Annotated in this window: 20 protein-coding genes; 16 read left to right on the top strand and 4 right to left on the bottom strand. The window is 38.8% G+C overall.

Going from position 1 to position 25,399, the window contains the following annotated elements:
* Positions 1–8: 8 nt before the first annotated feature.
* The 16 genes from dapB (at position 9) to clpB (ending at position 19,474) form a co-directional block, all read left to right on the top strand.
* Positions 9–788, top strand: a complete 780-nt coding sequence (gene dapB, locus ACT6XC_RS01980; protein ID WP_443740612.1) for a 4-hydroxy-tetrahydrodipicolinate reductase — start codon at positions 9–11, stop codon at positions 786–788.
* 204 nt (positions 789–992) lie between these two features.
* Positions 993–1,229, top strand: a complete 237-nt coding sequence (locus ACT6XC_RS01975) for an OadG family protein (protein ID WP_443737219.1) — start codon at positions 993–995, stop codon at positions 1,227–1,229.
* A gap of 20 nt (positions 1,230–1,249) precedes the next feature.
* Entirely contained in the window at positions 1,250–3,301 is a 2,052-nt protein-coding gene (oadA, locus tag ACT6XC_RS01970) for a sodium-extruding oxaloacetate decarboxylase subunit alpha (RefSeq protein ID WP_443737218.1), read from the top strand.
* Positions 3,302–3,378: 77 nt separating this feature from the next.
* Positions 3,379–4,845 carry a sodium ion-translocating decarboxylase subunit beta gene (locus ACT6XC_RS01965; protein ID WP_443737217.1) on the top strand — a complete coding sequence of 489 codons (1,467 nt, stop codon included), beginning with the start codon at positions 3,379–3,381 and terminating at the stop codon, positions 4,843–4,845.
* 84 nt (positions 4,846–4,929) lie between these two features.
* On the top strand, positions 4,930–5,295 hold the full coding sequence (locus ACT6XC_RS01960) for a hypothetical protein (protein ID WP_443740611.1): 366 nt from the start codon (positions 4,930–4,932) through the stop codon (positions 5,293–5,295).
* Positions 5,296–5,495: 200 nt separating this feature from the next.
* Positions 5,496–5,618 (top strand): hypothetical protein, encoded by a 123-nt coding sequence (locus ACT6XC_RS01955; protein ID WP_443737215.1) that lies wholly within the window; start codon positions 5,496–5,498, stop codon positions 5,616–5,618.
* A gap of 177 nt (positions 5,619–5,795) precedes the next feature.
* Positions 5,796–6,968 (top strand): ABC transporter substrate-binding protein, encoded by a 1,173-nt coding sequence (locus tag ACT6XC_RS01950; protein ID WP_443740610.1) that lies wholly within the window; start codon positions 5,796–5,798, stop codon positions 6,966–6,968.
* Between the two features lie 260 nt (positions 6,969–7,228).
* Positions 7,229–8,113: a branched-chain amino acid ABC transporter permease gene (locus ACT6XC_RS01945; protein WP_443737213.1), complete on the top strand. Its 885-nt coding sequence runs from the start codon at positions 7,229–7,231 to the stop codon at positions 8,111–8,113.
* A 13-nt stretch (positions 8,114–8,126) separates the two neighbouring features.
* Entirely contained in the window at positions 8,127–9,257 is a 1,131-nt protein-coding gene (locus ACT6XC_RS01940; protein WP_443737212.1) for a branched-chain amino acid ABC transporter permease, read from the top strand.
* Positions 9,257–10,105 carry an ABC transporter ATP-binding protein gene (locus ACT6XC_RS01935; protein WP_443740609.1) on the top strand — a complete coding sequence of 283 codons (849 nt, stop codon included), beginning with the start codon at positions 9,257–9,259 and terminating at the stop codon, positions 10,103–10,105. The genes ACT6XC_RS01940 and ACT6XC_RS01935 overlap by 1 nt, the downstream gene beginning before the upstream one ends.
* Entirely contained in the window at positions 10,098–10,808 is a 711-nt protein-coding gene (locus ACT6XC_RS01930; RefSeq protein ID WP_443740608.1) for an ABC transporter ATP-binding protein, read from the top strand. Before ACT6XC_RS01935 ends, ACT6XC_RS01930 begins: the two co-directional genes overlap by 8 nt.
* Positions 10,809–12,143: a flagellar motor switch protein FliG gene (locus ACT6XC_RS01925; RefSeq protein ID WP_443740607.1), complete on the top strand. Its 1,335-nt coding sequence runs from the start codon at positions 10,809–10,811 to the stop codon at positions 12,141–12,143. It begins immediately after the preceding gene.
* Entirely contained in the window at positions 12,136–15,177 is a 3,042-nt protein-coding gene (locus ACT6XC_RS01920) for an insulinase family protein (protein ID WP_443740606.1), read from the top strand. The genes ACT6XC_RS01925 and ACT6XC_RS01920 overlap by 8 nt, the downstream gene beginning before the upstream one ends.
* Positions 15,178–15,199: 22 nt before the next feature.
* Positions 15,200–15,418 carry a hypothetical protein gene (locus ACT6XC_RS01915; protein ID WP_078929716.1) on the top strand — a complete coding sequence of 73 codons (219 nt, stop codon included), beginning with the start codon at positions 15,200–15,202 and terminating at the stop codon, positions 15,416–15,418.
* A gap of 82 nt (positions 15,419–15,500) precedes the next feature.
* Positions 15,501–16,670: a hypothetical protein gene (locus tag ACT6XC_RS01910; RefSeq protein WP_443740605.1), complete on the top strand. Its 1,170-nt coding sequence runs from the start codon at positions 15,501–15,503 to the stop codon at positions 16,668–16,670.
* A 215-nt stretch (positions 16,671–16,885) separates the two neighbouring features.
* Positions 16,886–19,474: an ATP-dependent chaperone ClpB gene (clpB, locus tag ACT6XC_RS01905; RefSeq protein ID WP_443740604.1), complete on the top strand. Its 2,589-nt coding sequence runs from the start codon at positions 16,886–16,888 to the stop codon at positions 19,472–19,474.
* A gap of 122 nt (positions 19,475–19,596) precedes the next feature.
* Here the strand turns inward: clpB and ACT6XC_RS01900 are convergent, their stop codons facing one another.
* From ACT6XC_RS01900 to rlmJ, 4 genes are all read right to left on the bottom strand, one after another.
* On the bottom strand, positions 19,597–21,237 hold the full coding sequence (locus ACT6XC_RS01900; RefSeq protein ID WP_443737204.1) for an ABC transporter permease subunit: 1,641 nt from the start codon (positions 21,235–21,237) through the stop codon (positions 19,597–19,599).
* A gap of 154 nt (positions 21,238–21,391) precedes the next feature.
* Positions 21,392–22,885, bottom strand: coding sequence for a sugar ABC transporter ATP-binding protein (locus tag ACT6XC_RS01895; RefSeq protein ID WP_443737203.1), 1,494 nt, complete (start codon positions 22,883–22,885; stop codon positions 21,392–21,394).
* Between the two features lie 191 nt (positions 22,886–23,076).
* Positions 23,077–24,246, bottom strand: coding sequence for a substrate-binding domain-containing protein (locus tag ACT6XC_RS01890; RefSeq protein ID WP_443737244.1), 1,170 nt, complete (start codon positions 24,244–24,246; stop codon positions 23,077–23,079).
* 279 nt (positions 24,247–24,525) lie between these two features.
* Positions 24,526–25,389, bottom strand: coding sequence for a 23S rRNA (adenine(2030)-N(6))-methyltransferase RlmJ (gene rlmJ / locus ACT6XC_RS01885; protein ID WP_443740603.1), 864 nt, complete (start codon positions 25,387–25,389; stop codon positions 24,526–24,528).
* Positions 25,390–25,399 lie beyond the last annotated feature (10 nt).

Raw genomic sequence — 25,399 nt, 5'->3', positions numbered from 1 at the left:
GAAATAAAATGAAAATTGCGCTTGTCGGATATGGAAAAATGGGGCACATGATTGAAAAATGTGCAAAGGATGCTGGGCACGAAGTTGTTGCAACAATCGACGTCATGGCAAAAGACGCTACAAATATAGTGCCAGCAGGAGATGGAAAAGCCGTTGCCGATGCTGTAAAAAACAGCGGAGCCGAAGGCGTAATCGAATTTTCTCATCCGACTGCCGTTCTCGGAAACCTCAATGCCCTGATTCCTCTGGGGCTTCCAGTAGTTGTTGGTACTACTGGCTGGGCAAAGAGCGAATGCGAAATTTCAGAGCTCTGCAAAAAAACTTGTGGAACTGCAATGCGCTCTTCAAATTTTTCAATCGGCGTAAATATGTTCTATAAGATTGTAGAAGAAGCGGCAAAAATTATGGCAGAATACTCTGATTATGACGTTGCCGTTTGGGAAGCCCACCACAATCAGAAAGCCGACAGTCCTTCAGGAACCGCGCTCGAAGTTGCACGTCGCATAATGCTCGGAAATAAATCGAAAACACAGATGGTTTTTGATGCTTTCCACGAAAAACCAAAGGTAAATGAACTTCATGTAAGTTCAACCCGCGTTGGTTTTGTTCCTGGAACTCATACTGTTTTCTTTGATTCTCCTGCGGACGAAATCGAACTTACACACAGAGCTAGAAGTCGCGAAGGTTTTGCAAAAGGAGCGGTTGTTGCCCTTGAAAAACTTGTTGACAAACTTGCTTCTGGTGAGCTTGAAAAAGGCAGACTTTACGGAATGAGCGATTTGTTCTAGTTTATTGGATTTATTGGAAGAAAAAGAGATTGAAAGAGGAAAGGAAAACTTTTTAAGGTGTCCTTTCCTCTTTTTTTTATTCATTTTGCAGTGTAAAAAAATCGTTAAACAAGTCTGGAATCATTGAATAAAGATTTTCAATAATTTATACTTTTACTAATATTCAATCATTTTAAATAAAAGTATTTCACTTATGGAGGAAATATGACAATCCAAGAAATGCTGGGACAGAGTGCAATTCTTACTGTCCTGGGTATGTGTGTTGTTTTTGCCTTCCTCATAATCATGATTGGTTTTATGAATTTGCTTAGAGTAGTTATTCATGTGGCCAAACTTGACAAAGAGGCGCCAAAAGCCGAAAGTGCTGCTCCTGTAGCTGCACAGGTTGACCAGAATGCAGTCGTTGCCGCTATTGCAACTGCTCTGCACAACAAAAACTAAAATTAGAGGTATTTGACAAAATGGCAAAAAAAATTGGTATTTCTGAACTTGTTTTGCGTGATGCTACACAGTCTCTTCACGCTACTCGTATGACGACAGCTGACATGCTGCCAATCGCTCCAAAAATTGACCAGATTGGTTACTGGGCTGCAGAAGCTTGGGGTGGAGCAACTTATGACTCTTGTATCCGCTTCTTGAATGAAGATCCATGGGAACGCCTTAGAAAGCTCCATGCTGCAATGCCAAACACAAAAATTATGATGCTTTTGCGCGGACAGAACCTTCTCGGTTACCGCCACTATGCTGATGATGTTGTTGATAAATTCGTAGAAACTGCTGCAAATAACGGTATCGACGTTTTCCGTATTTTCGATGCCTGCAACGACCCTCGCAACCTTGAACGCGCTACAAAAGCTGCTAAAAAAACTGGCAAACACGTTCAGATGGCAATTTCTTATGCTACAACTCCATATCATACAAAAGAAATCTACGCTGACCTTGCAAAAACTTATGCAGATTTCGGCGCTGATTCTATCTGTATCAAAGATATGTCTGGTCTTCTTAAGCCATATGAAGCTTATGACCTTGTAAAGGCAATCAAATCAAAAGTTGACCTTCCAGTTGAAATTCACTCTCACGCTACAACTGGTCTTTCAGTTGCTACTTTGCTCAAGGCGGCAGAAGCTGGTGCTGATGTTCTCGACACTGCGATTTCTGCAATGGCAATGGGAACTTCTCACTCTCCTACAGAAACTGTAGTAGAAATGCTTAAGGGAACTGAATACGACACAGGTCTTGATATTTCTGCTTTGCTTGAAATCGCTGCATATTTCCGCGAAATCCGCAAACACTATGCTTCTCTTGAATCAAAATTCTTGGGAGCTGATACACGTATTCTTAAATCTCAGGTTCCAGGCGGAATGCTTTCAAACCTTGAAAACCAGCTCAAACAGCAGGGTGCATCTGACAAAATCGACGATGTATTGAAAGAAATTCCTCTTGTTCAGAAAGATGTAGGATATGTTCCTCTCGTAACTCCAACTTCTCAGATTGTAGGAACTCAGGCTGTATTCAACGTTCTCTTCGGACGTTACAACAATCTTACTCAGGAATTCCGTGATCTTCTCGTTGGAAAGTACGGAAAAGTTCCAGCTGCTCCAAATGCTGACCTTGTTAAAAAGGCTCTTGAGCTTAACAAAATGGACAAAGTTATTGACTGCCGTCCAGCTGACCTCATTGCTCCAGAATGGGACAAAATGGTTGAAGAATCTAAGAAGAACGGTGGAAACGGTTCTGTTGAAGATACTCTTACATACGCAATGTTCCCGAAAGTTGCTGCAAAATTCTTTGAAACTCGTGCAAACGGTCCTGTTGATGCAGAAAAAACCTTCGGCCTTAAAGAAACACCAAAAACTGAAGCTAAGTCTGCAAACGGCTCTTACACTGTAACTGTAAACGGACAGAGTTATCAGGTTACTTCAAACGGCGACAATATCACTGTTGACGGAACTCCTTACAATGTAACATTTGGTGCCGCAGGTGCTCCTGTTGTCGCTGCTGCTACAACTGTTGGCGGTGAAGATGTAAAAGCTCCTGTTGCAGGAACACTCCTCAAACAGTGCTTTGCAAACGGTACAAAAGTTTCTAAAGGACAGACAATCATCATTGTTGAATCAATGAAGATGGAACTTGAAGTAAAATCTCCTGCTGACGGTACAATCACATATACAGTTCCTACAGGAACTCAGATTGCAAACGGCCAGGTTATTGCAACAATCGGTGGAGTTGTAAAAACTGCTCCTGCGCCTGTTGCTACTCCAGCCCCTGCTGCCGCCGCTCCAGCCCCTGCTGTTTCTGCTGGTGGAAAAGCTGTAAAAGCGCCTGTTGCAGGAACTTTGCTTAAATATGCAGTTGCTGAAGGTGCTTCGGTTCAGGCTGATACAACAGTAATCATTATTGAATCGATGAAAATGGAACTTGAAATCAAGGCTGGCGCTGCTGGTAAAGTGCACTTTACAGTTCCTACAGGAACTCAGGTTTCTAACGGACAGACTGTTGCTGAAATTCAGTAAGAATTAATCGTTGTTGCAAGAATTATGCCGTAAGATATCTTTCTTGCAATGACGGATTTATTAGGAAATAAAACGAAATGATCGATTTGAACAAAAATTTTAGAAAGCAGGTTCTTGGCGTTACTTGTGCAATCATGGCAGTTGCTTTTGTTTTGAGCACAGGTTCTAAAGTTCTTGCACAGACAGCAGGCGATTCTGCTCCTGTTGCGACTGAAACTGTAGCTCCTGCGACTTCGGCTTCTGAAGGACACGGTCTTGACCGCGTAATTAAAGGAACTGAAAACTGGGGCGAAGAACACGAAATCAACGTTGGAAAATTCATCCAGAATATTGGAAAATCAACTGGAATTTACCAGATGATTAAACAGCAGAGAGTAGACCCTAATCCAACTGGTGTAATGCCAGAAGTAAAAGAAGCTCCTCAGACTGACTGGGGAAAAGCTCCTGGCTGGCAGTCGTTGATAATGATCGCTATTGGATTCTTAATCGTTTATCTTGCTGTAGGAAAAGGTTTTGAACCTCTTCTTTTGATTCCGATTGGATTTGGTACAATCTTAGTAAACATTGTAGGAGCTGGAATGGGTGATCTTCCAGACGGAATGCTGGCAATCATCTATAAAGCGGGTGTTGGAAACGAATTCTTCCCTATGTTGATTTTTATGGGAATTGGTGCAATGACAGACTTCGGACCTCTTATTGCTAACCCTAAGACAGCAATTTTGGGTGGTGCAGCACAGTTTGGTGTATTCTTTACATTGTTCGGTGTTGCAATCATGAATATGTTCGGTTTAAACTACAACATCATGCAGGCTTGTGCAATCGGTATTATCGGTGGCGCTGACGGTCCAACATCAATCTATGTTTCTGGAAAACTCGCTCCTGAGCTTATGGGTGTAATTGCTGTTGCAGCATACTCTTATATGGCTTTGGTTCCGATGATTCAGCCTCCGATTATGAAGCTTCTTACAACAAAAAAAGAACGCATGATTCACATGGAAAACCCACGCCAGGTTTCAAAGGCGGAAAAGGTTTTGTTCCCATTGATGCTTCTTGTTTTGACAATTATCTTGTTGCCTCCAGCAGCTCCTCTTATCGGTATGCTCGCTTTTGGTAACTTTGTAAAAGAATCTGGTGCTGCAGCTCGCATTTCAAAGACTATGGAAAATGAATTGATGAATATTGTTTCAATTCTCCTTTCTTTGGGTGTAGGTTCTCAGATGACACCAGAAAAAATCATCAAGGGTGAATCCCTTGGAATTATCGTTCTTGGTCTTGTAGCATTTGCAGTAGCAACAGCTGGCGGTCTTTTGATGGCAAAATTGATGAACGTTTTCCTTCCAAAAGGAAAGAAAATCAATCCTCTTATCGGTTCGGCTGGTGTTTCAGCAGTTCCAATGGCTGCCCGCGTTGCACACAAGGTTGCTCAGAGCGAAGATCCTTCAAATTTCATCTTGATGAATGCGATGGGACCAAACGTTGCAGGTGTAATTGGAACAGCAATGGCTGCCGGAGTGTTTATCGCTACATATGGCGGACTTCGCTAGTTGCTGCATATGCTGACTTCTACTAGTCTAAGTGTTAATTTTTTTGGTGATAATGCTTTGCAAAATCACCACATTTTATAAAATATGAAACGCCGTCTTTTGTACGTTATTTTTTCTTTTCTCACTTTGTTTTCTTCTTATGCGGGAATCGGTGTGCAAAGGGCGGTGTTTTCTTCTTCCGACGATGTAGAAATCGTTACGGTTCATGCTCCTTTGCAGGAATTTGTTTCTGCGACTTCAACTGAATCAAAAATCATAGAACGTGTTTTTTCGCGTTCTCAAAAAAAAGCAGATTCCTTAAATAAGTTTTCAACAGGTCTATTTTTTGACAGAATAGAATTTGTTTCTGTTTATCTTCCTTTCTTTACTTATGCTTCTTTTAACGCTTCACGCGTGCTTCTTCTTCCAAAATCAATTCAAAATATTATCTTTCTTCAGACTGTCATCTAAATAAAACGTAAAAATCACAATTTTGACCTTATTTTAAATTTTTTCTCAGAGGTTTTATATGACGGGTTTTATTATCGTGCTTGTTATTTTTGCAGTCATGACTGTTGGTTGCATTGTGTTTTTTAAATAATTTTTTTTAGTCTGCAAAAAATCTTTATTTTGCAGTTTTGATTTTTTTATTTTTTGATTTGGAGATTATTATGTTATTTGGAATTATATGCGCTGTTTTGATTTTAGTTTCTTCTGTTGTTTTTGCTCTTTTTGCCGTTTTAATTGACAATTTTGGCGACCGATGTATTGAAAAAATTGACGGAAAATTCTAATTCAAACTTGTAGTTTTATTCTTTATTTGATATATTGAATCAAATATCCGTATTTTAATTTTTAGACAAAGAGGTCTGTATTTTATAAAAAAATGCAGACCTTTTTTGTTTTTAAATTGAATCAGACGGAAATTGATAGTATAATAGAAAGGTCTTTTTTTTGTGAGAGGTATTAAAATGAAAAAAAGTGTTCTTGTTGCATTAGCCGGTGTTTTGTCGGCTGCTCTTTTGGTTAGCTGTGGAGAAAAAACTCCTACTGTTAAAATTGGTGTTTTTGAACCAGCTTCTGGCGACAATGGTGCTGGTGGTAAACAGGAGACTCTTGGTATTCAGTATGCAAACAGCATTACTCCGACTGTAAATATTGGTGGAACAGAATACAAAGTTCAGCTTGAAATCGTTGATAACGAATCTTCAAACGATAAGGCTGTTTCTGCCGCTTCTGAGCTTATTTCTAAAGGGGTTTCTGTGGTTTTGGGATCTTATGGTTCTGGCGTTTCTATTGCTGCTTCTGACACTTTTGCTTCGGCTGGTGTTCCTGCAATCGGTGTAACCTGTACAAATCCTCAGGTTACCGCTGGAAATGACCATTATTTTCGTATCTGCTTTCTCGACCCGTTCCAGGGCTCTGTTCACGCTTATCTTGCAAAGTCTGTTTTTAATGCTAAAAAAGCCTATGCTCTTGCAAAACTTGGCGATGACTATTCTGTAGGATTGTGCAACTACTTTATCGAAGCTGCAAAAAAACTCGGAATTGAAGTTGTTTACGAAACTTTCCCTGACGGCACAAGCGACTTTGCAGCCTATGTTGCAAATGCAAAAAACTGTGGCGCAGATGTAGTATTTGCTCCAACTTCTATCGAAGCTGCGGCTCTTATTATTGAACAGGCAAATACACAGGGACTTTCAATTCCGCTTCTTGCAAGCGATACCTGGGATTCTAACGTTATTTTGGCTTCTGCAAAAGGAACTAATATCGGCATTTATGTAACGACTTTCTTTGTTGAAGGCTCTGACGATCCTCAGGTTGTTGATTTTGTAAACGGATTCCGTAACTATATCAACACAAATGCTACTGCAAAAACAAATAACGGTGGTGATGATGAAATTGCCGCTGTTTCTGCAATGGGTTTTGACGCTTATTACACAGCTCTTGAAGCAATTAAAAATGCTGGTTCTGTAAAATCAGACGCTGTAAAAGTTGCTTTGCCAAAAACTTCATATAAGGGAGTTTCTGGAAGCATTGCTTTTGATGCAACTGGAGATGCAGTGCGCGATGTTGCCTATATTAAAAAGGTAAACACACAGACTGGAAAATGGGATTTTGTTGCTCAACAGAGCGTAAAATAATTTAATAAAACAAAAAAAACATCTGCAAGAGTTTGTCATAAATTGATAAAACCGCAGATGTTTTTTTTATGATAAAATATTGGTATGGCTGAAAAATGCTTTTGTAAGTTCAGCCTGGCTGAGGGATGGTAAGGGCGCGGAGCGTTCTAAAAAAATCAATTCGCCTGCGGATTGATTTTTTTAGAATGAAACCCTGGACAGCCCGTTTTCTGTGCTTGCACAGAAACAGCTCCAAAAATTTAAAAACAATGGAAAAATAAATGGATTTTTTACAGAGTAATTTGCCGTATCTTCTTGCAGGAGTTTCGACTGGCGGTCAATATGCGCTTATTGCCATTGGCTACACGATGGTTTATGGAATTTTAAGGCTGATCAACTTTGCGCACGGAGATGTCTTTATGGCTGCTGGGCTCATAATGGTTTACAGTTATACGATCTTGCCGTTGTGGCTTGCTATCATTTTTACTGTTGTGCTTACCGTTTTTCTTGGTTTTTCAGTTGAAAGAATTGCATACAAACCTTTGAGAAATGCGCCTCGTATGTCGATTATGATTTCGGCAATCGGAATGTCCTATCTTTTGCAGAATATTGCCCTTTATATTACTGGTGGTCTTTTAAAAAAGTATCCGACTATTCCGTGGATTTCTGATTCAATTACGATTGCTGGTGCAATTACAAAGCGTGTTACTGTTATTACTCCCTTTTTGACGATTTTTCTTGTTCTTGCCCTTGTCCTTTTGATTAAAAAAACAAAAATTGGAATGGCAATGCGTGCTGTTTCGAGAGATTTTGAAACTGCCCAGCTTATGGGAATTAAAATCGACTCTGTTATAAGTACGACTTTTGTAATCGGTTCTTTTTTGGCAGCCGTTGGTTCAATCCTGTTTTTTTCTAATTATCCTGGAGTTACGCCTACTGTTGGAGGTATGCCTGGTTTAAAGGCCTTTGTCGCGGCTGTTTTTGGAGGAATTGGTTCTGTTCCTGGAGCTGTAATTGGTGCATTTATAATTGGTATTTGTGAAAATATTATAAAGGGAATTGGCTGGACGACTTTTAGCGACGCTTTTACTTTTGTCCTTTTAATTATTGTCCTTATGTTTATGCCGACCGGCATTTTTGGCGAAAAGAAAACTGATAAAGTTTAGTGCGGGAATGAAAATGCAAAATAAATTGTTAAAATTAAATGATTTAAAAAATAAAAAGGATTTGATTGCCGGTTTTTGTCTGCTTGGCATTCTTTTTGTTGCGCTTGCTGTTCTTGAAGCTGTTTTGCCTCGAACTTCAATTTTATTTACTGTGCTTAAAAAAGGCGCAATTTATTCTCTTGTTGCCGTAAGCATGAATCTTCTTAACGGTTTTACAGGACTTTTTAGTCTTGGTCAGGCCGGATTTATGCTTCTTGGAGCGTATACTTATGGAATTTTTACAATTCCTGTTGCTGCAAGGGCTCAGGTTTATCAGTATTTTGACGGCGGTTTGATTCAGTTTTCTTTGCCGGTTTTTGTTGCTTTGATTCTGGCTGGAATTGTCGCCGCTCTTTTTGCCTTTTTAATTGGTCTTCCTGTTCTTCACTTAAAATCCGATTATCTTGCTATTGCAACACTTGGTTTTGCCGAAATCGTGAGGGCGCTTTTCCAGTGGGACAAAATTGGCGCGGTTACTAACGGTTCTAATCTTTTGAGAAAATATCCGGTTTTTCAGAGCTGCTTGTTTTATTTTTTTGTCTCCGGAATATGTATTGCAATCATAATGCTTTTAATCAATTCAACTTATGGACGCGCTTTTAAGGCTGTTCGAGACGACGAAATTGCGGCCGAAGCGATGGGAATAAATCTTGCCCAGACAAAACAGTTGAGTTTCGTTGTAAGTTCATTTTTTGCAGGAATTTCAGGCGCGCTTTTGGCAATGTTTCAGACGACGATTCAGGCAAGTCAGTTTAAATCTGCCATGACTTACGAGATTTTGCTGATTGTAGTTATCGGCGGAATGGGGTCGATTACAGGAAGTTGCATTTCTTCATTTCTGTTTATTGCCTGCTCTGAATGGTGGCTTCGCTTTTTGGACAGAACTGTTACGATTGGTTCGTTTACTGTTCCTCTTTTGAGGCCTGGATTTAGAAAAGTAGTATTCTCAATTGCGATTATGGCGATTGTTCTTTTTTATCAAAAAGGAATTATGGGCGAGAATGAATTTAGCATAAGTGGAATCCTGAAATTCCTTAAAAAATTAAAATCGAAGTTTTTTAACAAAAAAATTGACGAACAAAAAGAAACTGAGGAGGCGAAGTAATGGCTCAGAACGTTTTAAAACTTGAAAACATTACGATGCAGTTTGGCGGTGTTGTTGCCGTAAAATCTCTCAGTCTTGAAGTAAATAAAGGCGAAATCGTTTCTTTGATTGGACCGAATGGTGCTGGAAAAACAACGGCATTCAATGTTATTACGGGTGTTTATTCTCCTACAAACGGAGCGGTTTATTTTAACGAAAAAAAAATCGTTGAAAATCATCCGCGCGGGAAAATGAAAAAACTTTACGCAGGAAGCGAAAAAGACCAGTATCACGGTCATCTCGAACCGACCCCGGACAAAATTACAAAACTCGGAATTGCGCGCACTTTTCAGAACATTCGCCTTTGGAAAAGCCAGAGCGTTTTTAACAATGTCTTGATTGCAATGCATTTGCGCCGTACAAGCAATATTTTTACGGCGACTTTCCGTCTGAACTTAAAAGAAGAGAAAAAACAGAGGTCAGAAGTTGAAAGGCTTTTAAAAATTCTCGGTTTGTATGGAGTTAAAGACGAAATGTGTACATCTCTTCCTTACGGTTTACAACGCCGTCTTGAAATTGCGCGTGCTCTTGCAACAAAACCTCAGTTGCTCTTGCTTGATGAGCCTGCCGCCGGAATGAATCCTCAGGAAACGGCCGAACTTACAGAATTTATCCGCAGAATTCGCGACGAATTTAATTTGACTGTTTTTATGATTGAACATCATATGGATCTTGTAATGGATATTTCTGACAGAATCTACGTTTTGAATTTTGGTGCGCTGATTGCCAGCGGAATTCCTGAAGAAATTCAAAATAACCCGGAAGTTATAAGCGCATATCTTGGAGAATCGGAGGACTCAAATGCTTAGCATAAAGGATTTACATGTTTCTTACGGTGGAATAAAAGCCCTTCGCGGTGTTGATGTTCAGGTTCCTGACGGAAAAATTGTTACACTGATTGGTGCAAACGGTGCCGGAAAGTCAACTTTATTGCGTACAATCAGCGGTCTTGTTAAGGCAGAAAGCGGTTCAGTTGAGTTTTGTGGAACTGAACTTACTGGAATGAAAATCGATAAAATCTGTTCGCAGGGAATTGCCCTTAGTCCAGAAGGAAGACATGTTTTTGCAGATTTGACCGTAAAGGAAAATTTAAGTATAGGAGCTTATTTGCGAAAAGATAAGACCGAAATCGAAAAAGACTTGCAATGGGTTTATTCTCTTTTTCCGCGCCTAAAAGAAAGAAACTGGCAGTATGCAGGCACACTTTCTGGCGGAGAACAGCAGATGCTTGCTGTTGGACGCGCTCTTATGAGCCGGCCTAAACTTTTGATGATGGATGAGCCTTCTTTGGGGCTGGCCCCTCTTATCGTTCAGCAAATTTTTGATATAATAAAAGAAATCAACAAGGCCGGAGTGACGATTCTTCTGATTGAGCAGAACGCGAATATGGCTCTAAAAATTGCAGACAAGGCTTATGTTCTTGAAACTGGTTCAATTGTTTTAGAGGGCAGCGGTGAAGAACTTTTACAGAATGAATCTGTACGGGAGGCCTATCTCGGAAAAAAGAAATAAATGAAACTTTCAGATTTTGAACTTAACGCTTATTTAAAAAATTCTGCTGGAAATTCCGGTTCTGAAAAATCAGTTGCGGATATGGTGCTTTCCGACCGCTTAAAAGATGAAAAAAAAACGGTAAAGCCTTTTAATCCAAAACGAATATATTCAAATCCTGTAGTTCAAAAATCTGAAACCGATAAAGCCAGAAAAACTTTTGATGGTGAAAATTTTTCGACGGCTGGATTTCAAAAATCTTTTGAACCAGCTTCCGGAAAAAACTCAGTTTCGGACTTTGCTTCGGAAAATGCGATAAAAAACGGCGGACTTTTAAAAGTTCCTGTACAACAGCCTTCTCCAGACGGAAAAGACAATGTTTACAGGCGGGTTGCAAAGTTTTTAATGCTTATTGGAATTGACGAGGCGGCAAAAATCCTTCCGCACCTTTCGTCAGCCCAAATTGAAAAAATAATTCCTGAACTTGCGACAATTCGTTCAGTCGAAAAAGACGAAGCTATTTTAATCCTTAAAGAGTTTAAATCTTTAACGGAACGTGCCCGCGAAGACGGCGGAGTGAACACTGCCAGAAATATTCTTGAAAAAGCATTTGGCACTAAAAAAGCAGGCGAAGTTTTAGAAAAAGCAGTTCCTTTTAAAAACGGAAAGCCGTTCAATTATCTGAGCGAAGCGGACAGCGAAAAAATTGCCGCGCTTTTAAAAGATGAAAGTGCAAATGTTCGCGCCCTTGTCTGTTCTAACCTTCCGCCAAAAAAAGCTGCCCAGTTTATAAATTCACTTCCTGAAAAGGAAAAAACGGAATTGATTTTACATCTGGCAAAACTAAAGAAAATGAATCCGGATATTGTTGCAAGAATCGACGAGGCGTTGCTCAAAAAAATGAATTCGCTTGTAACCGAAAAATCTGATTCAATTGACGGAAAGAACGTGCTTGCCCAGATTTTAAAACAGATGGACAGCGCAAACGAAGAAAAACTTCTCGATAAAATTTCTTCTTCAGATCCTCTCTTGAGCGAAGAACTGAGGGAAAGGCTTTTTACAATTGATGATATTGTTAATGCTGACGATAAATTTATTCAAAAAAAGTTACAGCAGATGCAGAATGAAGAAATTGCATTTGTAATTCATTGCAAAAAAGAAGATTTTAGAAATAAAATTTTATTCAACGTGTCAGAAAACCGTCGAAAAATGATTCTTGACGAAGAAGAAAGGCGCAGCCCAATGCGAAAAACAGATGTTGAAAAAGCAACTTCTTTGTTTTTTGCTTATATGAGACGCGCCTGGGAAGAGGGAAAATTGATTATAAAAGGAAGGGATGACGAAATTTATGTCTGATATAAAGATTTTTGAAAAGGGAAGCGAGTATAACGGTTTTTGTGTTTTAAATGTTTTTGAACTAAACGATTATCATTCAACGGCAATATATCTACGGCACAAAAAAACAGGGCTTGAAGTTTTGCACCTTGTGAACGATGAAACCGAAAATCTTTTTTCTTTTACTTTTCGAACTCCAAATCCTGAGGGAAACGGCGCTGCCCATATAATGGAACATTCCGTTTTGTGCGGGTCTGAGCGTTATCCTCTAAAAGATCCTTTTACACAGCTTTCAAATCAGAGTGTAAAAACTTATTTGAATGCCGCAACTTATGCAGATAAAACGGTTTATCCTGCGAGTTCGACTGTAGAGACCGATTATTTTAATTTGATGAGCGTTTACGCCGACGCAGTTTTTTTTCCACGGCTTTCGCCTGAAATTTTTGCACAGGAAGCCCATCGTCTGGAAATTGACGGAGACGGAAAACCTTCTATTCAAGGAGTTGTCTACAACGAGATGAAAGGCGTTTATTCGTCTTTTGAATCGGTTGCAATGGACGTGCCTGTAAGAAATCTTTTAAAAAATTCAATTTATGGAGAAGATTCTGGTGGCGATCCTTTAAAAATTCCTTTTTTAACTTACGAAGAATACAGAAATTTTCATAAAAAATGGTATAGACCAGAAAACTGTTTTGTTTTTTTATACGGAAATATTCCGACAGAAAAACAACTGGATTTTTTGCAAACAAATTTTTTGACCAGGCTTGAAGAAAAAAATCCTGACTTTGAATGGACAGATAATGTAAAAAATTCAATTTTAAAAACTCATCTTGAATATGTAACTCCAAAAAAACTTGAAACTGAGCTTTTTGTAAAGACAACCGGACCTTCTGGCGAAGAAAACGAAAAGAAAAGCACGGTTTACGTTACCTGGAATTTGGGAGAATCAAAAGATGCCGAACAAAATATGGAAAAAATATTTTTGACCGGCGTTCTCCTAAATCATGACGGTTCTCCGCTTCAAAAGGCTCTTGTCGAAAGTGAACTTGGCGAAGATACCGCTCCTGGAATGGGACTTGACGGACTTTTTCATACTCTTTTTACAGTCGGATTGCGTGGTGTTAAGAAAAACAGCGCCGAAAAAGTAAAGGAACTCGTTTTTGCAACCTTGAATAAAATCGTAGAAAACGGAATTAATAAAGACGATATTGATTCAACTTTGATGGGGCTTGAGATTTCTCATCGCGAAATTGAACGTCATAACGGACCTTTTGCAAAATCTCTGATGATGGCACCGATAAACGCTTGGCTTTACGGAAATAAAATCGAAGACAGTTTTCGCTTGAGAAGTGTCCTTGAAAAAGTAAGACAGAAAATTCAAAACAAAAAAGGCTATCTTGAAGAGCTGATAAAAAAATTCTTCCTGGAAAACAAAAAATTTGCCGTTTGCGAAATCGTTCCTTCAAAAAAATATACGACAGAAAGGACAAAACAGGAAAATGCGCTTGTAAAAGAATTAGTTCAAAAAACTTCTTTGGAAGCCATTAAAAAAGAAAATGCTGAACTTCATGCTTTTCAATGTAAAAAAGACGATACTTCCTGCTTGCCACACCTTCGTCCTTGCGATTTTATTATTGAAGGAAAGAGAATTTCTGACAGCTATTCGCTTAAAATCAAAACACTCGAAGGAAAAGACAATTCTTCTGTAGATTATTTTGAAAGTAGCGAAAATACCAACGGTGTTACTTATGTTGATGTTGGTTTTCCCGCCGACGTTTTAAGTTCGAACAAATATAAATATCTCTCTCTTTTTGCAGAAACAGTATGTGATTGTGGCTGGGGAAAACTTGACTGGAGCGAAGCTGCCGCCGAAACAGCCCTTTATACAGGTGGAATTACCTGTTCTATTTTGACGAGTGAGACTCCACTTACAAAAAACAATGCTGATTTTAGAAAAAAACACAAATTTACGGCACGTGACTGGGTTATTTTTAAACTTAAGGTAATTGATGAAAAACTTAAGGAAGGACTTGGACTTTTTGCGGACAACATAAACAATGTTGATTTTAGCGATTATAAACGTTTAAAAGATATTGCTGTTGAAACGAGAAATGATTTTGATTCAAGCGTTGTGCCTGCTGGTCATCAGTATGCAATGCTTAGAAGTTTGAGAAAAACTTCTAAGGTTTCTGCGGTTGATGAAATTTTAAACGGTTTAACACAGATTTTTTGTCTGCATGAACTTGCTGAGACTGACCCTAAAAATAATTCCGCCGTCTTTAATGAAATTTTACGGCAAATCAAAGCTGGTGGCGGTTTTATTCACGTGACTGCCGAACCAGAAACCATTGAAAAAAATAAGGAACTTATTGCTAGTTTTGTAAAATCAATTGGACTATGTTCTCTAAAATCTCCAAAAGAAAATAGCCTTGAAGATTTTGTAAAATTAACAGAATTAGATGATAAACAGAGTTTAGAAAATTCTGACGATGAAAAAATTGTAATTCCGAGTCTTGTTGGTTTTGCAGGAGAATCGTTCAAAACGATTGCTTACGGTCAAAAAGGAAATGCGATTCTTGAAATCTGCTGTCATTGGCTTTCTAATATTCTTCTTTGGGAAAAAGTCAGGACAATTGGTGGCGCCTATGGCGCTTTTTGTGACATTGATTCTACTACTGGAAACGTTTTGTTTGCTTCTTATCGAGATCCGACACCGCAAAAAACAGCAGATGTTTTTGAAAACTGCTTAAAAGAGGCAGCACTTATGGATTTTACTCAAGACGAAACAGAAAAAGCTGTAATGGGAACTTATTCTCATTTTGTTGTGCCAAAAACACCTCGCGCACGCGGAAACATAGAACTTTTGCGGACTTTGTATGCAATTGACGATGATGATCGGGAAAATAAGCTTCTTGAACTTTTGAACTGTACTCCAGAAGAATTAAAAAAAGGTTTTAATGAACTTTTAGAGTTTTCAAAAAAAATAAAATATCGTGTTATAATCGGACCTGAGAATGATGATTTAGGTGGCGAAAAGATATTTTTGCCATTATAATAAACTATACGGGAGATTTATAATGAATCATAAATATGAAACTTGTATAAAAATGTTAAGACAACTCGTATCAGATATTCAGGGAGCGCCGTATCCAAGTGAGAATTTTGAACCTGAATTATATAAAATTTGGTATGAACATGTTCAAAATGCTGCCGTAAATTGTTTTGAATATCTTGATGATAATTTTCCTCAGGAAAAGGAAGATTTTGATAAAACTTTGAATAAAATCTTTAAATAAATCTAAATCAATAATCCGTTTTTGCCGAAATTTAATTTATATAAAAGAAGAGAAAAAATTCTTTTTTGGCAAGGCGGGTGCAATGGCGGCATCAAAAAAGTACAATCGTTTTGATAATTATTTACTGAAAGGAAAACTGCGCCGTAAAGGTTTTGAATGGTGGCGTTATGTTTTTACAGGAATCAACAGGGCAACAGGAGCGCAAAAGACCTTTTTTGTTGAATTGTATTATGTAAATCCGTTGATTTCGCCCAAAAAAGCGATAATAGCACAAAAATCCCAATTAAAAATTTCTGATTCTGATTTACAGTATGCGCTTGCAGGGACTTTTGCCGCAAGTAAAGCTAACGAAGAAGAAAATTTTATTCCAAGTTATGCTCTTTTGAAAGCTGGATTTTATGGAGAAAACGGCAGACAGTTCAACTGTTTTTATCCAGCGGAAAAACTTAGTTATATAAAAGCTGATCAGTCTTTTAAATTGGAGAATTGTATTTTTGGAAAAGACTTGATTTCTGGCAATATCGAAGTTACGGAAGAAAATTTGTCCGAAACGCCAGAACTTTTGTGTTCGATGGGAACGATGAAATGGAACCTGCACTTTGAAAAAACTATTGAATCAGGTCCTTTGTATAAAAAGAAAAACGATTTATGGATTCCGCTTGGCGCAAAAACAGTATTCGCTGGAATTGTTGAATTAAACGGAACGGAATACACAGTTGTTCCTAGAAGTTCTGCCGGCTATATTTCTAAATCTTGGGGCGAAAAGCCGATTGAAAATTATTTTCATCTTTCATCGACAAATTTTACGAGTTCAATTTCTGGAAAAAATTTGGGAAAATCCTGCTTTTGTATTGAAGGCGAATTTGAAAAAAAAATGAACGCCTTTGTCGAACTCGAAGGACGAAAAATTTCTCTGGATGGAAAAGGAATTTTTAACAAGTACTCTGAAATTCATTCCTGTTCTCAAATGCCAGTAGATGCCGATGGCGAAAAACTGCACTGGAGCGTAAGCGTTCATTGGAAAAAATATGTAATCGATGTTGATGTTTACTGCAGGACTTCGCAAATGCTCATAAAAAATTATGAACTTTTGGAAGGCGAAAGGGATTTAATCGAAATATGCAGTGGCGGAACAGGCTTTGGAGAAATAAAAATTTTTAAAAAAATCAGAAAGAATCTTGAGCTTTTGGAGCACGCAACTATATTCGACGTAATCTGCGACTTTGGTTCGGTTGATTCAGCGGAAGACTAAAAGCGCACGACCGGGCTTATAGCCCGGATATGAGTCCTGGAGTTGCTGGAAATTCTGGAATATGTCTTTTAGGAACAAAAAATGATTTTTTTTGCAGCAATTGTGCTGCTTTTTTTTTGCCTTTTTTTTATTTTATGAGTATTTTGAAATTATAAGAACAAAAAATTCTCTTAAAAAATTTTAGAGATGTAAATAAAAAATTTTGGAGGCGAAAAATGAATTTTGATCAGTTTACGTTAAAAGCACAGGACGCTCTCCAGGAAGCCAGTGCTCTTGCTCAGCAAAATGACCATGCGGAAATAGGACTTGAACATCTTTTGATTGCACTTCTTGAACAAAAAGATGGGCTTGTTAAACCGATTGTCGAAAGAATCGGGGTTAGTGCTAGAGATTTGGACAGTGCGGCAAAAAATCTTTTGGCTTCGTATCCGAAGGTTACTGGAAATGTTCAGATTGGTCTTTCCTCTTCGGCGCAGAAAGTGCTTGCGAAGGCTGAAAAGGAAATGACTTCTCTTAAGGATCAGTATCTTTCGGTTGAGCATATTTTGCTTGCTATGAGCGAAAGTGAAGACCGGACTGGGGAACTTTTGCGGAAATACGGAGTTACGAGGGAAGCGATTCTTGAGAGTTTAAAGTCGGTTCGTGGAAATCAGACAGTTGATAGCCAAGACCCGGAAAGCAAAATGCAGTCGCTTGAAAAATACTGTACGGATTTAACGGCTCGTGCCAGACAGGACAAAATTGATCCAGTTATTGGGCGAGATGAAGAAATTCGTCGTGTAATGCAGGTTTTGATACGCCGGACTAAGAATAATCCTGTTCTGATTGGTGAACCTGGTGTCGGAAAAACTGCAATCGTCGAAGGGCTTGCGCGCCGTATTGCTAGTGGCGATGTTCCTGAAAGTTTGAAAAACAAAAGGCTTTTAAGCCTTGATATGGGAAGCCTGGTTGCTGGTGCAAAATTCCGCGGTGAGTTTGAAGAAAGACTTAAGGCTGTAATTACGGAAGTTTCAAAGAGTGAAGGCCAGATAATTATGTTTATCGATGAACTTCACACTATTGTTGGTGCTGGTGCGAGCGAAGGAAGTATGGACGCTTCTAATCTTCTAAAACCAGCACTTGCTCGCGGAGAACTTCATGTAATTGGTGCTACTACTTTGAACGAGTATCGCAAGTACATTGAAAAAGATAGCGCGCTTGAAAGAAGGTTTCAGCAGGTTTATTGCGCTGAGCCGACAGTTGAAGATACAATTGCGATTTTGCGTGGTTTGAGAGATAAGTATGAAATTCATCATGGTGTTAAAATCAACGATGAAGCTCTTGTTGCTGCTGCAGAACTTTCCAACCGTTATATAACAAACAGATTTTTGCCAGACAAGGCAATCGACCTTGTTGATGAGGCTGCAAGCCGTTTAAAAATGGAAATAGAAAGTGAACCGACGGCTCTTGATCAGCTTGAGCGAAAAATTTTGCAGTTACAGATTGAAAAACAGTCGCTTTCAAAGGAAGATGATAAGGCGAGTCTTGAGCGTCTTGAAAAACTTGAAAAGGAACTTGCGGACGTTACGAACAAACGCGATTCAATGAAACTGGAATGGCAGAACGAAAAAGCTCAGATTGATAAATCGCGCAACCTTAAAGAAAAACTGGAAAATGCCCGGTTTGAAGAGGAAAAGTTTACACGCGAAGGAAATCTTGCAAAGGCTGCTGAATACAAATATTCGATAATTCCTGATTTGCAAAAACAACTGGCAGAAAGTCAGGCTGCGGACGAAAAAAGAGTGAATTCTGCTGATGAGTCGCTTTTGCGTCAGGAAGTTACAGAAGAAGATATTGCCTCAGTTGTAAGCGTTTGGACAGGAATTCCTGTAAGCAAGATGATGACGAGCGAAAAACAAAAATATGTTCAGCTCGAAAGTGTTTTGCATAAACGCGTTATTGGTCAGAACGAAGCGGTAAAAGTTGTAAGCGATGCAATCAGACGAAACAAGGCTGGTCTTAACGATCCAAACAGACCTCTCGGCAGTTTTATGTTTATTGGTCCGACTGGTGTAGGTAAGACTGAACTTGCAAAAACTTTGGCTGATTTTTTGTTCAACGATGAAAAAGCCCTTACCCGAATCGATATGTCCGAGTATATGGAAAAATTTAGTGTGAGCCGTCTTATCGGTGCACCTCCAGGATATGTAGGTTACGACGAAGGCGGACAGTTGACAGAAGCAGTTCGTCGCCGACCGTATAGCGTAATTTTGTTCGATGAAGTCGAAAAAGCTCATCCAGATGTATTCAACGTTCTTCTTCAGGTTCTTGATGATGGACGACTTACAGATGGACAGGGACGCGTAGTAGATTTTAAAAATACGATAATCATTATGACTTCAAACCTTGGAAGTAATTTGATTCTTGAGGCTGGAGAAAATAACGAAACGGACAGTTCAAAACTGAAAGGCGAAATTGATTCACTGTTAAAATCAACCTTTAGACCAGAATTTTTGAACCGTATTGATGAAATCGTAATGTTTAACCGTCTTGACAGAAGTTGTATTGGCGATATCGTAAAAATTCAGCTTGAAAGAGTTACAAAACGCCTTGAAGACAGAAGAATTTCGATTAAGTTTGATGATTCTGCTGTGAACTTTATTGCAGAAAAAGGTTATGATCCATCCTTTGGTGCCCGTCCAATAAAAAGAGCCGTGCAGACCTGGGTTGAAAACCCTCTTTCAAAAGAACTGCTCGAAGGTAAGTTTGGCGAAGGTAGCGTGATAAATGTTTCTTCTGACGGAAAAGAGCTTTTTTTTAAGTAATTTGAACTTAAAGAATCAGTTTTTCAGAAGAAAATTTAAAAACGAAAAAGCGGTCTGATATTTCGATCAGACCGCTTTTCATTTTTTATTTATAAAAGTTTACAAAATTTCGTTAGTTTCGATTACTTTCTCTTCAGGTATTTGATTGAATCAAGTGCAACTGCTGCAATAATAATCAATCCTTTAAATACAAACTGAAGGTTTGTATCGATATGAAGGAAGGTAAGGCAGTAGGTAAGACTTGTAAAGATTACAACACCGATTGCGGCTCCTCCAATTTTTCCTATACCGCCGTTAAACGAAATTCCACCGACTACGCAGGCTGCAATCGCATCCATTTCGTATCCCTGACCAGTTCCTGCACTTGCGTTTGCACGGAATGCTTCCAAAAATGCTCCGCAGCCGTAGAAAATTCCTGCCATAATGAATACGCCCATCGTAACCCAGAAAACCGAAATTCCAGAAACGCTTGCAGCTTCCGAGTTTCCGCCTACTGCGTACATGTTTTTTCCAAAAGTTGTTTTGTTCCATATAAACCAGGCTACTATAATTGCAATTATTGCAGGAATAATCAGTTTAGGGAATGTAACAAGTTCACCGTTTATAATTCCCAAAACCCAACGACCACCGATTAAATCTTTTACAGAAGCGTCGATTGAACCGACCGGAGTTCCAGTTGTTCCGAAGAATAAAAGTCCGTAAATTATAAGCTGAGAGGCTAGAGTAGAAATAAACGGATGAATCTTTAGTTTTGCCGTAAATATGCCTGCAAATGCACAGAATGCCGTACAAAGCAGAATAGAAAGCAATAGAGCAAAAATAAGGCGAACTCCCATTGGAAGCGCTGTAAAGTTCCAGGGCCCCATATTAAAGAATTTTACAATGTTCGTGCCAGGATGCAGAATAAGTCCAGTCACAACAGACCCCATAGCAACCATTCGTCCGACGCTCAAATCAGTTCCAGCGAGCAAAATCAAACCAGCAACTCCGAGGGCGTAGAACATTCTTGTCGATGACTGCTCAAGAATTGTAAAGATATTTGGCAAAGTCAAAAGGTTTCCAGCTCCGATTGCAGGGGCGATTATAATGCAGACAACAAAGAAAATTGCAATTGCAATGTAAAGTCCGTTGTCCAAAAAGAATTTTGAAAGCTTAAAACTGTTTTTGTAGTTAATAAAGCCGAGCTGAGCATCTTCAATAAAATTTGATTTTTCGTTGCGAAGTCCACGGTTAATTGTGACATGATCCGTAAAAGCCTGTTTTTTTGCATCTCGACAACGCTCAATTATCGTCTGGCTTCTGTTTTTTTCGTCAAAAAGCGAAGTTTTGAGTTCGTAGCGTGCGGTTTCCTTTTCTGACGGCGTCTTTGCGTTTTCAATTCGGGTTTTTCCTTCCGCTTTTATTTTTCGAATTTCCTGAACAAAATTTGCTTTTTCAGTTTTTATTTTTTCGTTTTCGGTTGCATTTATGTTTTTTATGTAGTCTTTTGCAGCCAAATTCGCATAGGCAACAGCTTCTTTTGTAAGAAGTTTGTCCTGTGCTTCGTTTTTCTTTGCGACAGATTTAGCCTCTTCAAGCTGTTTTTTGTAGTCAGCCAAAATTTGAGGTTTTTTGTCGTATTCAATCATCGGATTTTTTTTGACTTTCGCAATAGACTGCTTTACTTCTGTAATTTTATTTACACCGTCTGAGCGCAAGCCGTGGAGTTTTTCCTGATATTCTTTAATTTTTGGATTTTCTTGAAGTGTAACAAATTCTGCCATAATTTTCTCCCTTAAAAATCTTTTAGTCGGGCGTTCCCCTCTCTTTCGTTCGGGTCGCTATGTTCGGAGTTCCGCTTTCGCTCCATTGCTTCGTTTCGCTATTCTCCACTTCGCAATAAGCCTTCGGCTTACTCCTACCAGCGCTAACGCTTTTTTATAGGTATTTATCCGAAAGTCTTAAAAGTGCTTCCTGATCCGTTTCGTTTGTTTTTACGATTCCTGCAAGCCTGTGGTTTGACATTACAGCAATTCTGTTTGTAATTCCTAAAATCTCAGGCATTTCGCTGGAAACTACAATAATTGTCTTTCCTTCTTTTGCCATCTGGATTATCAACTGGTAAATTTCGTATTTTGCTCCAACGTCAATACCACGAGTTGGCTCGTCAAGCAGAAGAATATCTGGTTCTCGTTCAAGCCATTTTCCGATGATTACTTTTTGCTGGTTTCCACCAGAAAGAGAAGTAATGAGTTCGTCTGCTGAAACGCATTTTGTGTGCATTTTTTTTATTTCTCGGTTTGCAGCATCGCGCATCTTTCTTGACGACAGAATTCCGAATTTTTTGTACTGTTCAAGGTTTGTTATGCAGGTGTTAAATTCTATTGTGTCTTTTCCGAACATTCCATTGAGTTTTCGTTCTTCTGTAACCATTGCAAAATTATAGGCCATTGCATCTTTTGGGCTCGAAAAACGAACAGAGCGACCGTTCAGAATGATTTCTCCTTTTGAAATTGTTCTTACACCAAAGATTGATTCCAAAAGTTCGCTTCTTCCTGCGCCGACAAGTCCGTAAAGACCAAAAATCTCGCCTTTTTTTACCGTAAACGAAATATCTTCGAGTTGCGGTGAATATTTTGTCGAAAGATTTTTAATTTCCAGATAATCTTCTCCTGGAGTATTGTCTACGTCTGGAAAACGTTTGTCCAGCGAACGGCCGACCATCGCAGATATCAGTTCGTCCATCTTTGCGTCGAGCGTTGTTTTTTGATAAACCATATTTCCGTCGCGCAAGACTGAAACTTCATCACAAATCTGGAAAATTTCGTCCATTTTGTGCGAAATATAAACAAAAGAAACGCCTTTTGCCCTTAAGTCGCGGACGATTGCAAATAATTTATTTATTTCTGGTTCTGTCAGCGAAGATGTAGGTTCGTCAAGAACGATGACTTTTGCATTGTAAGACACAGCTTTTGCAATTTCTACCATCTGTCGCTGAGAAACAGACATTGTTCTCATTATTACATTCGGGTTTACGTTCATTTTTAAAGAACTGAAAAGACGGCTTGACTCCCGGAACATCCGTTTTTCATCTACTACGCCGAATTTTTTTGGATACCTTCCTAAAAAGAGATTGTCCATTACAGTTCTGTCAAGACACTGATTTAATTCCTGATGAACCATCGAAACTCCATTTTCGAGAGCTTCTTTTGGACTCTTAAAATCGATAGGTTTTCCGTCTAAAAAAAACTGACCTTCGTCCTGTTCGTATATGCCAAAAAGGCACTTCATCATTGTAGATTTTCCAGCGCCATTTTCGCCCATAAGACCTAAAACTGAGCCTTTTTTGAGCGTAATGTTGATTCCGCTAAGAACCTTATTTTTTCCAAATGATTTTGAAAGATTTTTAATTTCAAGCAGATTATCATTCATTTAGATGTCTCCCTAAAAAGGAATTTGAAAAACTGCTCGTAAAAAACGAGACTTTAAAAAGAAACTGTCCGCTTTTGTTTTATATGAAGCTTTGAACTTTGTCAAAACAACAAAATTGATTTTTGACAGATTCAAACGCCACTTTTTTATTATAGAACTTTTTGGACAGTTTCTTGGCAAACTTTTAATAATTAGTATTTAAGTTTATCCGTATAGTCTCGTCCTGAGTTTGTTTTTACCATGTTGATTGCATAAGCATCAAAACTGTTGAGGTTTGTAAACTTATCAAGACAAGAAGCTTCGTTCTGACCGTCACCCTGAACTACTGTAAGGTCAAGGTTTAAAAGTGGAGCATAGTAGTTTAATGCAGGAAGGTAAGAAGAAGACAGGAAGTTGTCTGCCGCATTATAGATTGTAAGGAGAACCTTTTTCTTTGCAGCATTTGTCTGTTTAATTCCTTTGTCTCTGTTTCCTGCTGTGTACTGTTTCCAGTTGTCAGAATTAACGCCTGCGTTCAAAGCGAGCACAGCCTTTGTTTCTGGAATATAAGTGATTTCTGCTGAAATTTTATTTCCGTTGCTGTCTGCTTCAAAAATACCTTTCTTATAAACATCTTCGCCTTCAAGACCGTCGAGAAGGTTTCTGATAACCTGCAATGTTGCTGTAGCCTGTGCATCTACGTTCTGAGAAACTGTTCCTGTAAGTTTTCCAGAACCGATTGCTTCGATTGCATCTGCGTTTGCATCGTATCCAAAAATTGGAACTCCTGCAGGGTAGTTAGAAGCCTGGAGACAGCCCATTGCCATTCCATCGTTGTTTGAAACAACCATATCAAGCTGTGTGCCGTATTTTGTTGCCCATCCGCCCATTGCATCTGTAGCGGCATTTGCATTCCAGGTTGAACCGTCAGTTCCAGTCATAGCTTTTCCTTCAAGTTCTACTACTTTGAGTGTTTTTCCGCCAATTTTTACAGAACCGATTTTTGAATCTGTCGGATCTGTTGTTCCGTTCCATGTTCCAAGCGCCTTTCGGATTCCTTCAGTTCTTGCTTTAGAGTCGTTGTGTCCTACGTCACCTACGCAAAGAACGTATCCGATTGTTCCGTCTCCATTGCGGTCAATTTTAGAAGCGTCCTGTTTTGCAAGCCAGTCTGTGATAAGTTTTCCCTGAACTGCACCGCCACCTGCTGCGTCGAATCCAACGTAATAAGTTTTGCTGTTCCAGTTCATAGTATCTTTTTCAATCTGGCCTGTTGTCGGGTCCGATGGCTGTCTGTTAAAGAATACAAGCGGTTTGTCTTTGTTTAATACCACAGAAGAATTTCCGCTCTTCTGGCAGCCCATAAATCCTGCGGCAGTCATCACGAGTGCCGAAACTGTTACTAATGCTTTTTTCACAAAAAACCTCCTTTTTGTAACTTGCAGTGTAAAAATTTTAAAGCCTCTAAAAAATTACAAATGTCGATTTTTTAGAACTGCTTCGTACATATTCAGTCTAAAGCCGAATTTTAGTGCCGTCAAACAATTCTTTTTAAATCCAAGAAAAGCTGACAGATTCAGGAAAATTTATTTGAAAAGTTGCAGTTTTTTAACAGGAATTTTTCAAAATCCTTATTTTTTGAGGTTTTTGTTTTGTCAAAATTATCGAAGAGCTTTTTCGATGAGAGGAATTGCTTCTGCTATTTTTTCGTTTATTCCATAAGGCGGATTTACGGCGAGCATTCCGCTTCCGTACATTTTTGCAAGACCTGTCATTTCTTCTTCTTTTTTGATATTGATTTCGTAAAAGAGAGCCTTTTTGTCTTCCGTATTGTTTGTTTTTTCGACGGTGGCGATTACGGTTTGCTTTAGGTATTCAATTTCGTGCTGGCGATGAGAAAGAAGAGGATACCAGATTAAATAAGTTCCTGTTGACCATTTTTTGTAAGCCGAAACAAACATTTGAGCCGTCTGTTCATAATCATTTGCGTCTTCGTAGCTTGGATCGATTATTACGCAGCCTCGTTTAATTTTTGGGGGAACATTTGCATTGAGCATAGTTTTTGCGTCTTTTTGGTTTAAGACGATTGAGGGAGAATTTGTTTTTGCATTTTGCGTTAAAACTGGACTTTTTATGTTAAGTTTTAGTTCTTCAAAAATTTTGGGATGAAGTTCGTTTAAAATCAATTGGTCTTTTTCGCGGAGAAAAGTCCGCGCAATTTCCGGGCTTCCAGGATAAAGTCCTTTTTTTACGTATAGTTCGAGGATTGAAAGAAAATCTTTTCCAAAAATTTTTTCCAAATCGGAATACGGCGCCTTCAAAAGTTTTTGAATTCCACACTGGGCTTCGCCAGTTTTTAAAAGGCGTTCGTCGGTCAAGGCGTATTTTCCTGAGCCAGAATGTGTGTCAATTACGCAGAATGGTTTTTCTTTTTTGAGAAGATGTTGGAGTGTAAAGGCAAAAACTGCGTGTTTTAAAATATCGCCGTAATTTCCGGCATGAAAAGCGTGGATGTAACTTAGCATGACAGAATAT

The sequence above is a fragment of the Treponema berlinense genome (assembly GCF_052273165.1).
In the GTDB taxonomy this organism is placed as follows: Bacteria; Spirochaetota; Spirochaetia; order Treponematales; family Treponemataceae; genus Treponema_D; species Treponema_D berlinense_A.
The sequence above is the reverse complement of the archived record's forward strand: the minus strand, read 5'-3'. Positions and strand labels throughout refer to the sequence as shown.

Bases quoted from the DNA above. Each gene is read 5' to 3' on its own strand.
- ACT6XC_RS01940 (WP_443737212.1), top strand. From the start codon at position 8,127: ATGCAAAATAAATTGTTAAAATTAAATGATTTAAAAAATAAAAAGGAT.
- ACT6XC_RS01900 (WP_443737204.1), bottom strand. From the start codon at position 21,237: ATGGCAGAATTTGTTACACTTCAAGAAAATCCAAAAATTAAAGAATAT.
- ACT6XC_RS01960 (WP_443740611.1), top strand. From the start codon at position 4,930: ATGAAACGCCGTCTTTTGTACGTTATTTTTTCTTTTCTCACTTTGTTT.
- ACT6XC_RS01975 (WP_443737219.1), top strand. From the start codon at position 993: ATGACAATCCAAGAAATGCTGGGACAGAGTGCAATTCTTACTGTCCTG.
- ACT6XC_RS01910 (WP_443740605.1), top strand. From the start codon at position 15,501: ATGGCGGCATCAAAAAAGTACAATCGTTTTGATAATTATTTACTGAAA.
- ACT6XC_RS01890 (WP_443737244.1), bottom strand. From the start codon at position 24,246: ATGACTGCCGCAGGATTTATGGGCTGCCAGAAGAGCGGAAATTCTTCT.
- ACT6XC_RS01895 (WP_443737203.1), bottom strand. From the start codon at position 22,885: ATGAATGATAATCTGCTTGAAATTAAAAATCTTTCAAAATCATTTGGA.
- ACT6XC_RS01945 (WP_443737213.1), top strand. From the start codon at position 7,229: ATGGATTTTTTACAGAGTAATTTGCCGTATCTTCTTGCAGGAGTTTCG.
- ACT6XC_RS01925 (WP_443740607.1), top strand. From the start codon at position 10,809: ATGAAACTTTCAGATTTTGAACTTAACGCTTATTTAAAAAATTCTGCT.
- ACT6XC_RS01950 (WP_443740610.1), top strand. From the start codon at position 5,796: ATGAAAAAAAGTGTTCTTGTTGCATTAGCCGGTGTTTTGTCGGCTGCT.
- ACT6XC_RS01915 (WP_078929716.1), top strand. From the start codon at position 15,200: ATGAATCATAAATATGAAACTTGTATAAAAATGTTAAGACAACTCGTA.
- ACT6XC_RS01935 (WP_443740609.1), top strand. From the start codon at position 9,257: ATGGCTCAGAACGTTTTAAAACTTGAAAACATTACGATGCAGTTTGGC.
- rlmJ (WP_443740603.1), bottom strand. From the start codon at position 25,389: ATGCTAAGTTACATCCACGCTTTTCATGCCGGAAATTACGGCGATATT.
- oadA (WP_443737218.1), top strand. From the start codon at position 1,250: ATGGCAAAAAAAATTGGTATTTCTGAACTTGTTTTGCGTGATGCTACA.
- ACT6XC_RS01920 (WP_443740606.1), top strand. From the start codon at position 12,136: ATGTCTGATATAAAGATTTTTGAAAAGGGAAGCGAGTATAACGGTTTT.
- clpB (WP_443740604.1), top strand. From the start codon at position 16,886: ATGAATTTTGATCAGTTTACGTTAAAAGCACAGGACGCTCTCCAGGAA.
- dapB (WP_443740612.1), top strand. From the start codon at position 9: ATGAAAATTGCGCTTGTCGGATATGGAAAAATGGGGCACATGATTGAA.
- ACT6XC_RS01955 (WP_443737215.1), top strand. From the start codon at position 5,496: ATGTTATTTGGAATTATATGCGCTGTTTTGATTTTAGTTTCTTCTGTT.
- ACT6XC_RS01965 (WP_443737217.1), top strand. From the start codon at position 3,379: ATGATCGATTTGAACAAAAATTTTAGAAAGCAGGTTCTTGGCGTTACT.
- ACT6XC_RS01930 (WP_443740608.1), top strand. From the start codon at position 10,098: ATGCTTAGCATAAAGGATTTACATGTTTCTTACGGTGGAATAAAAGCC.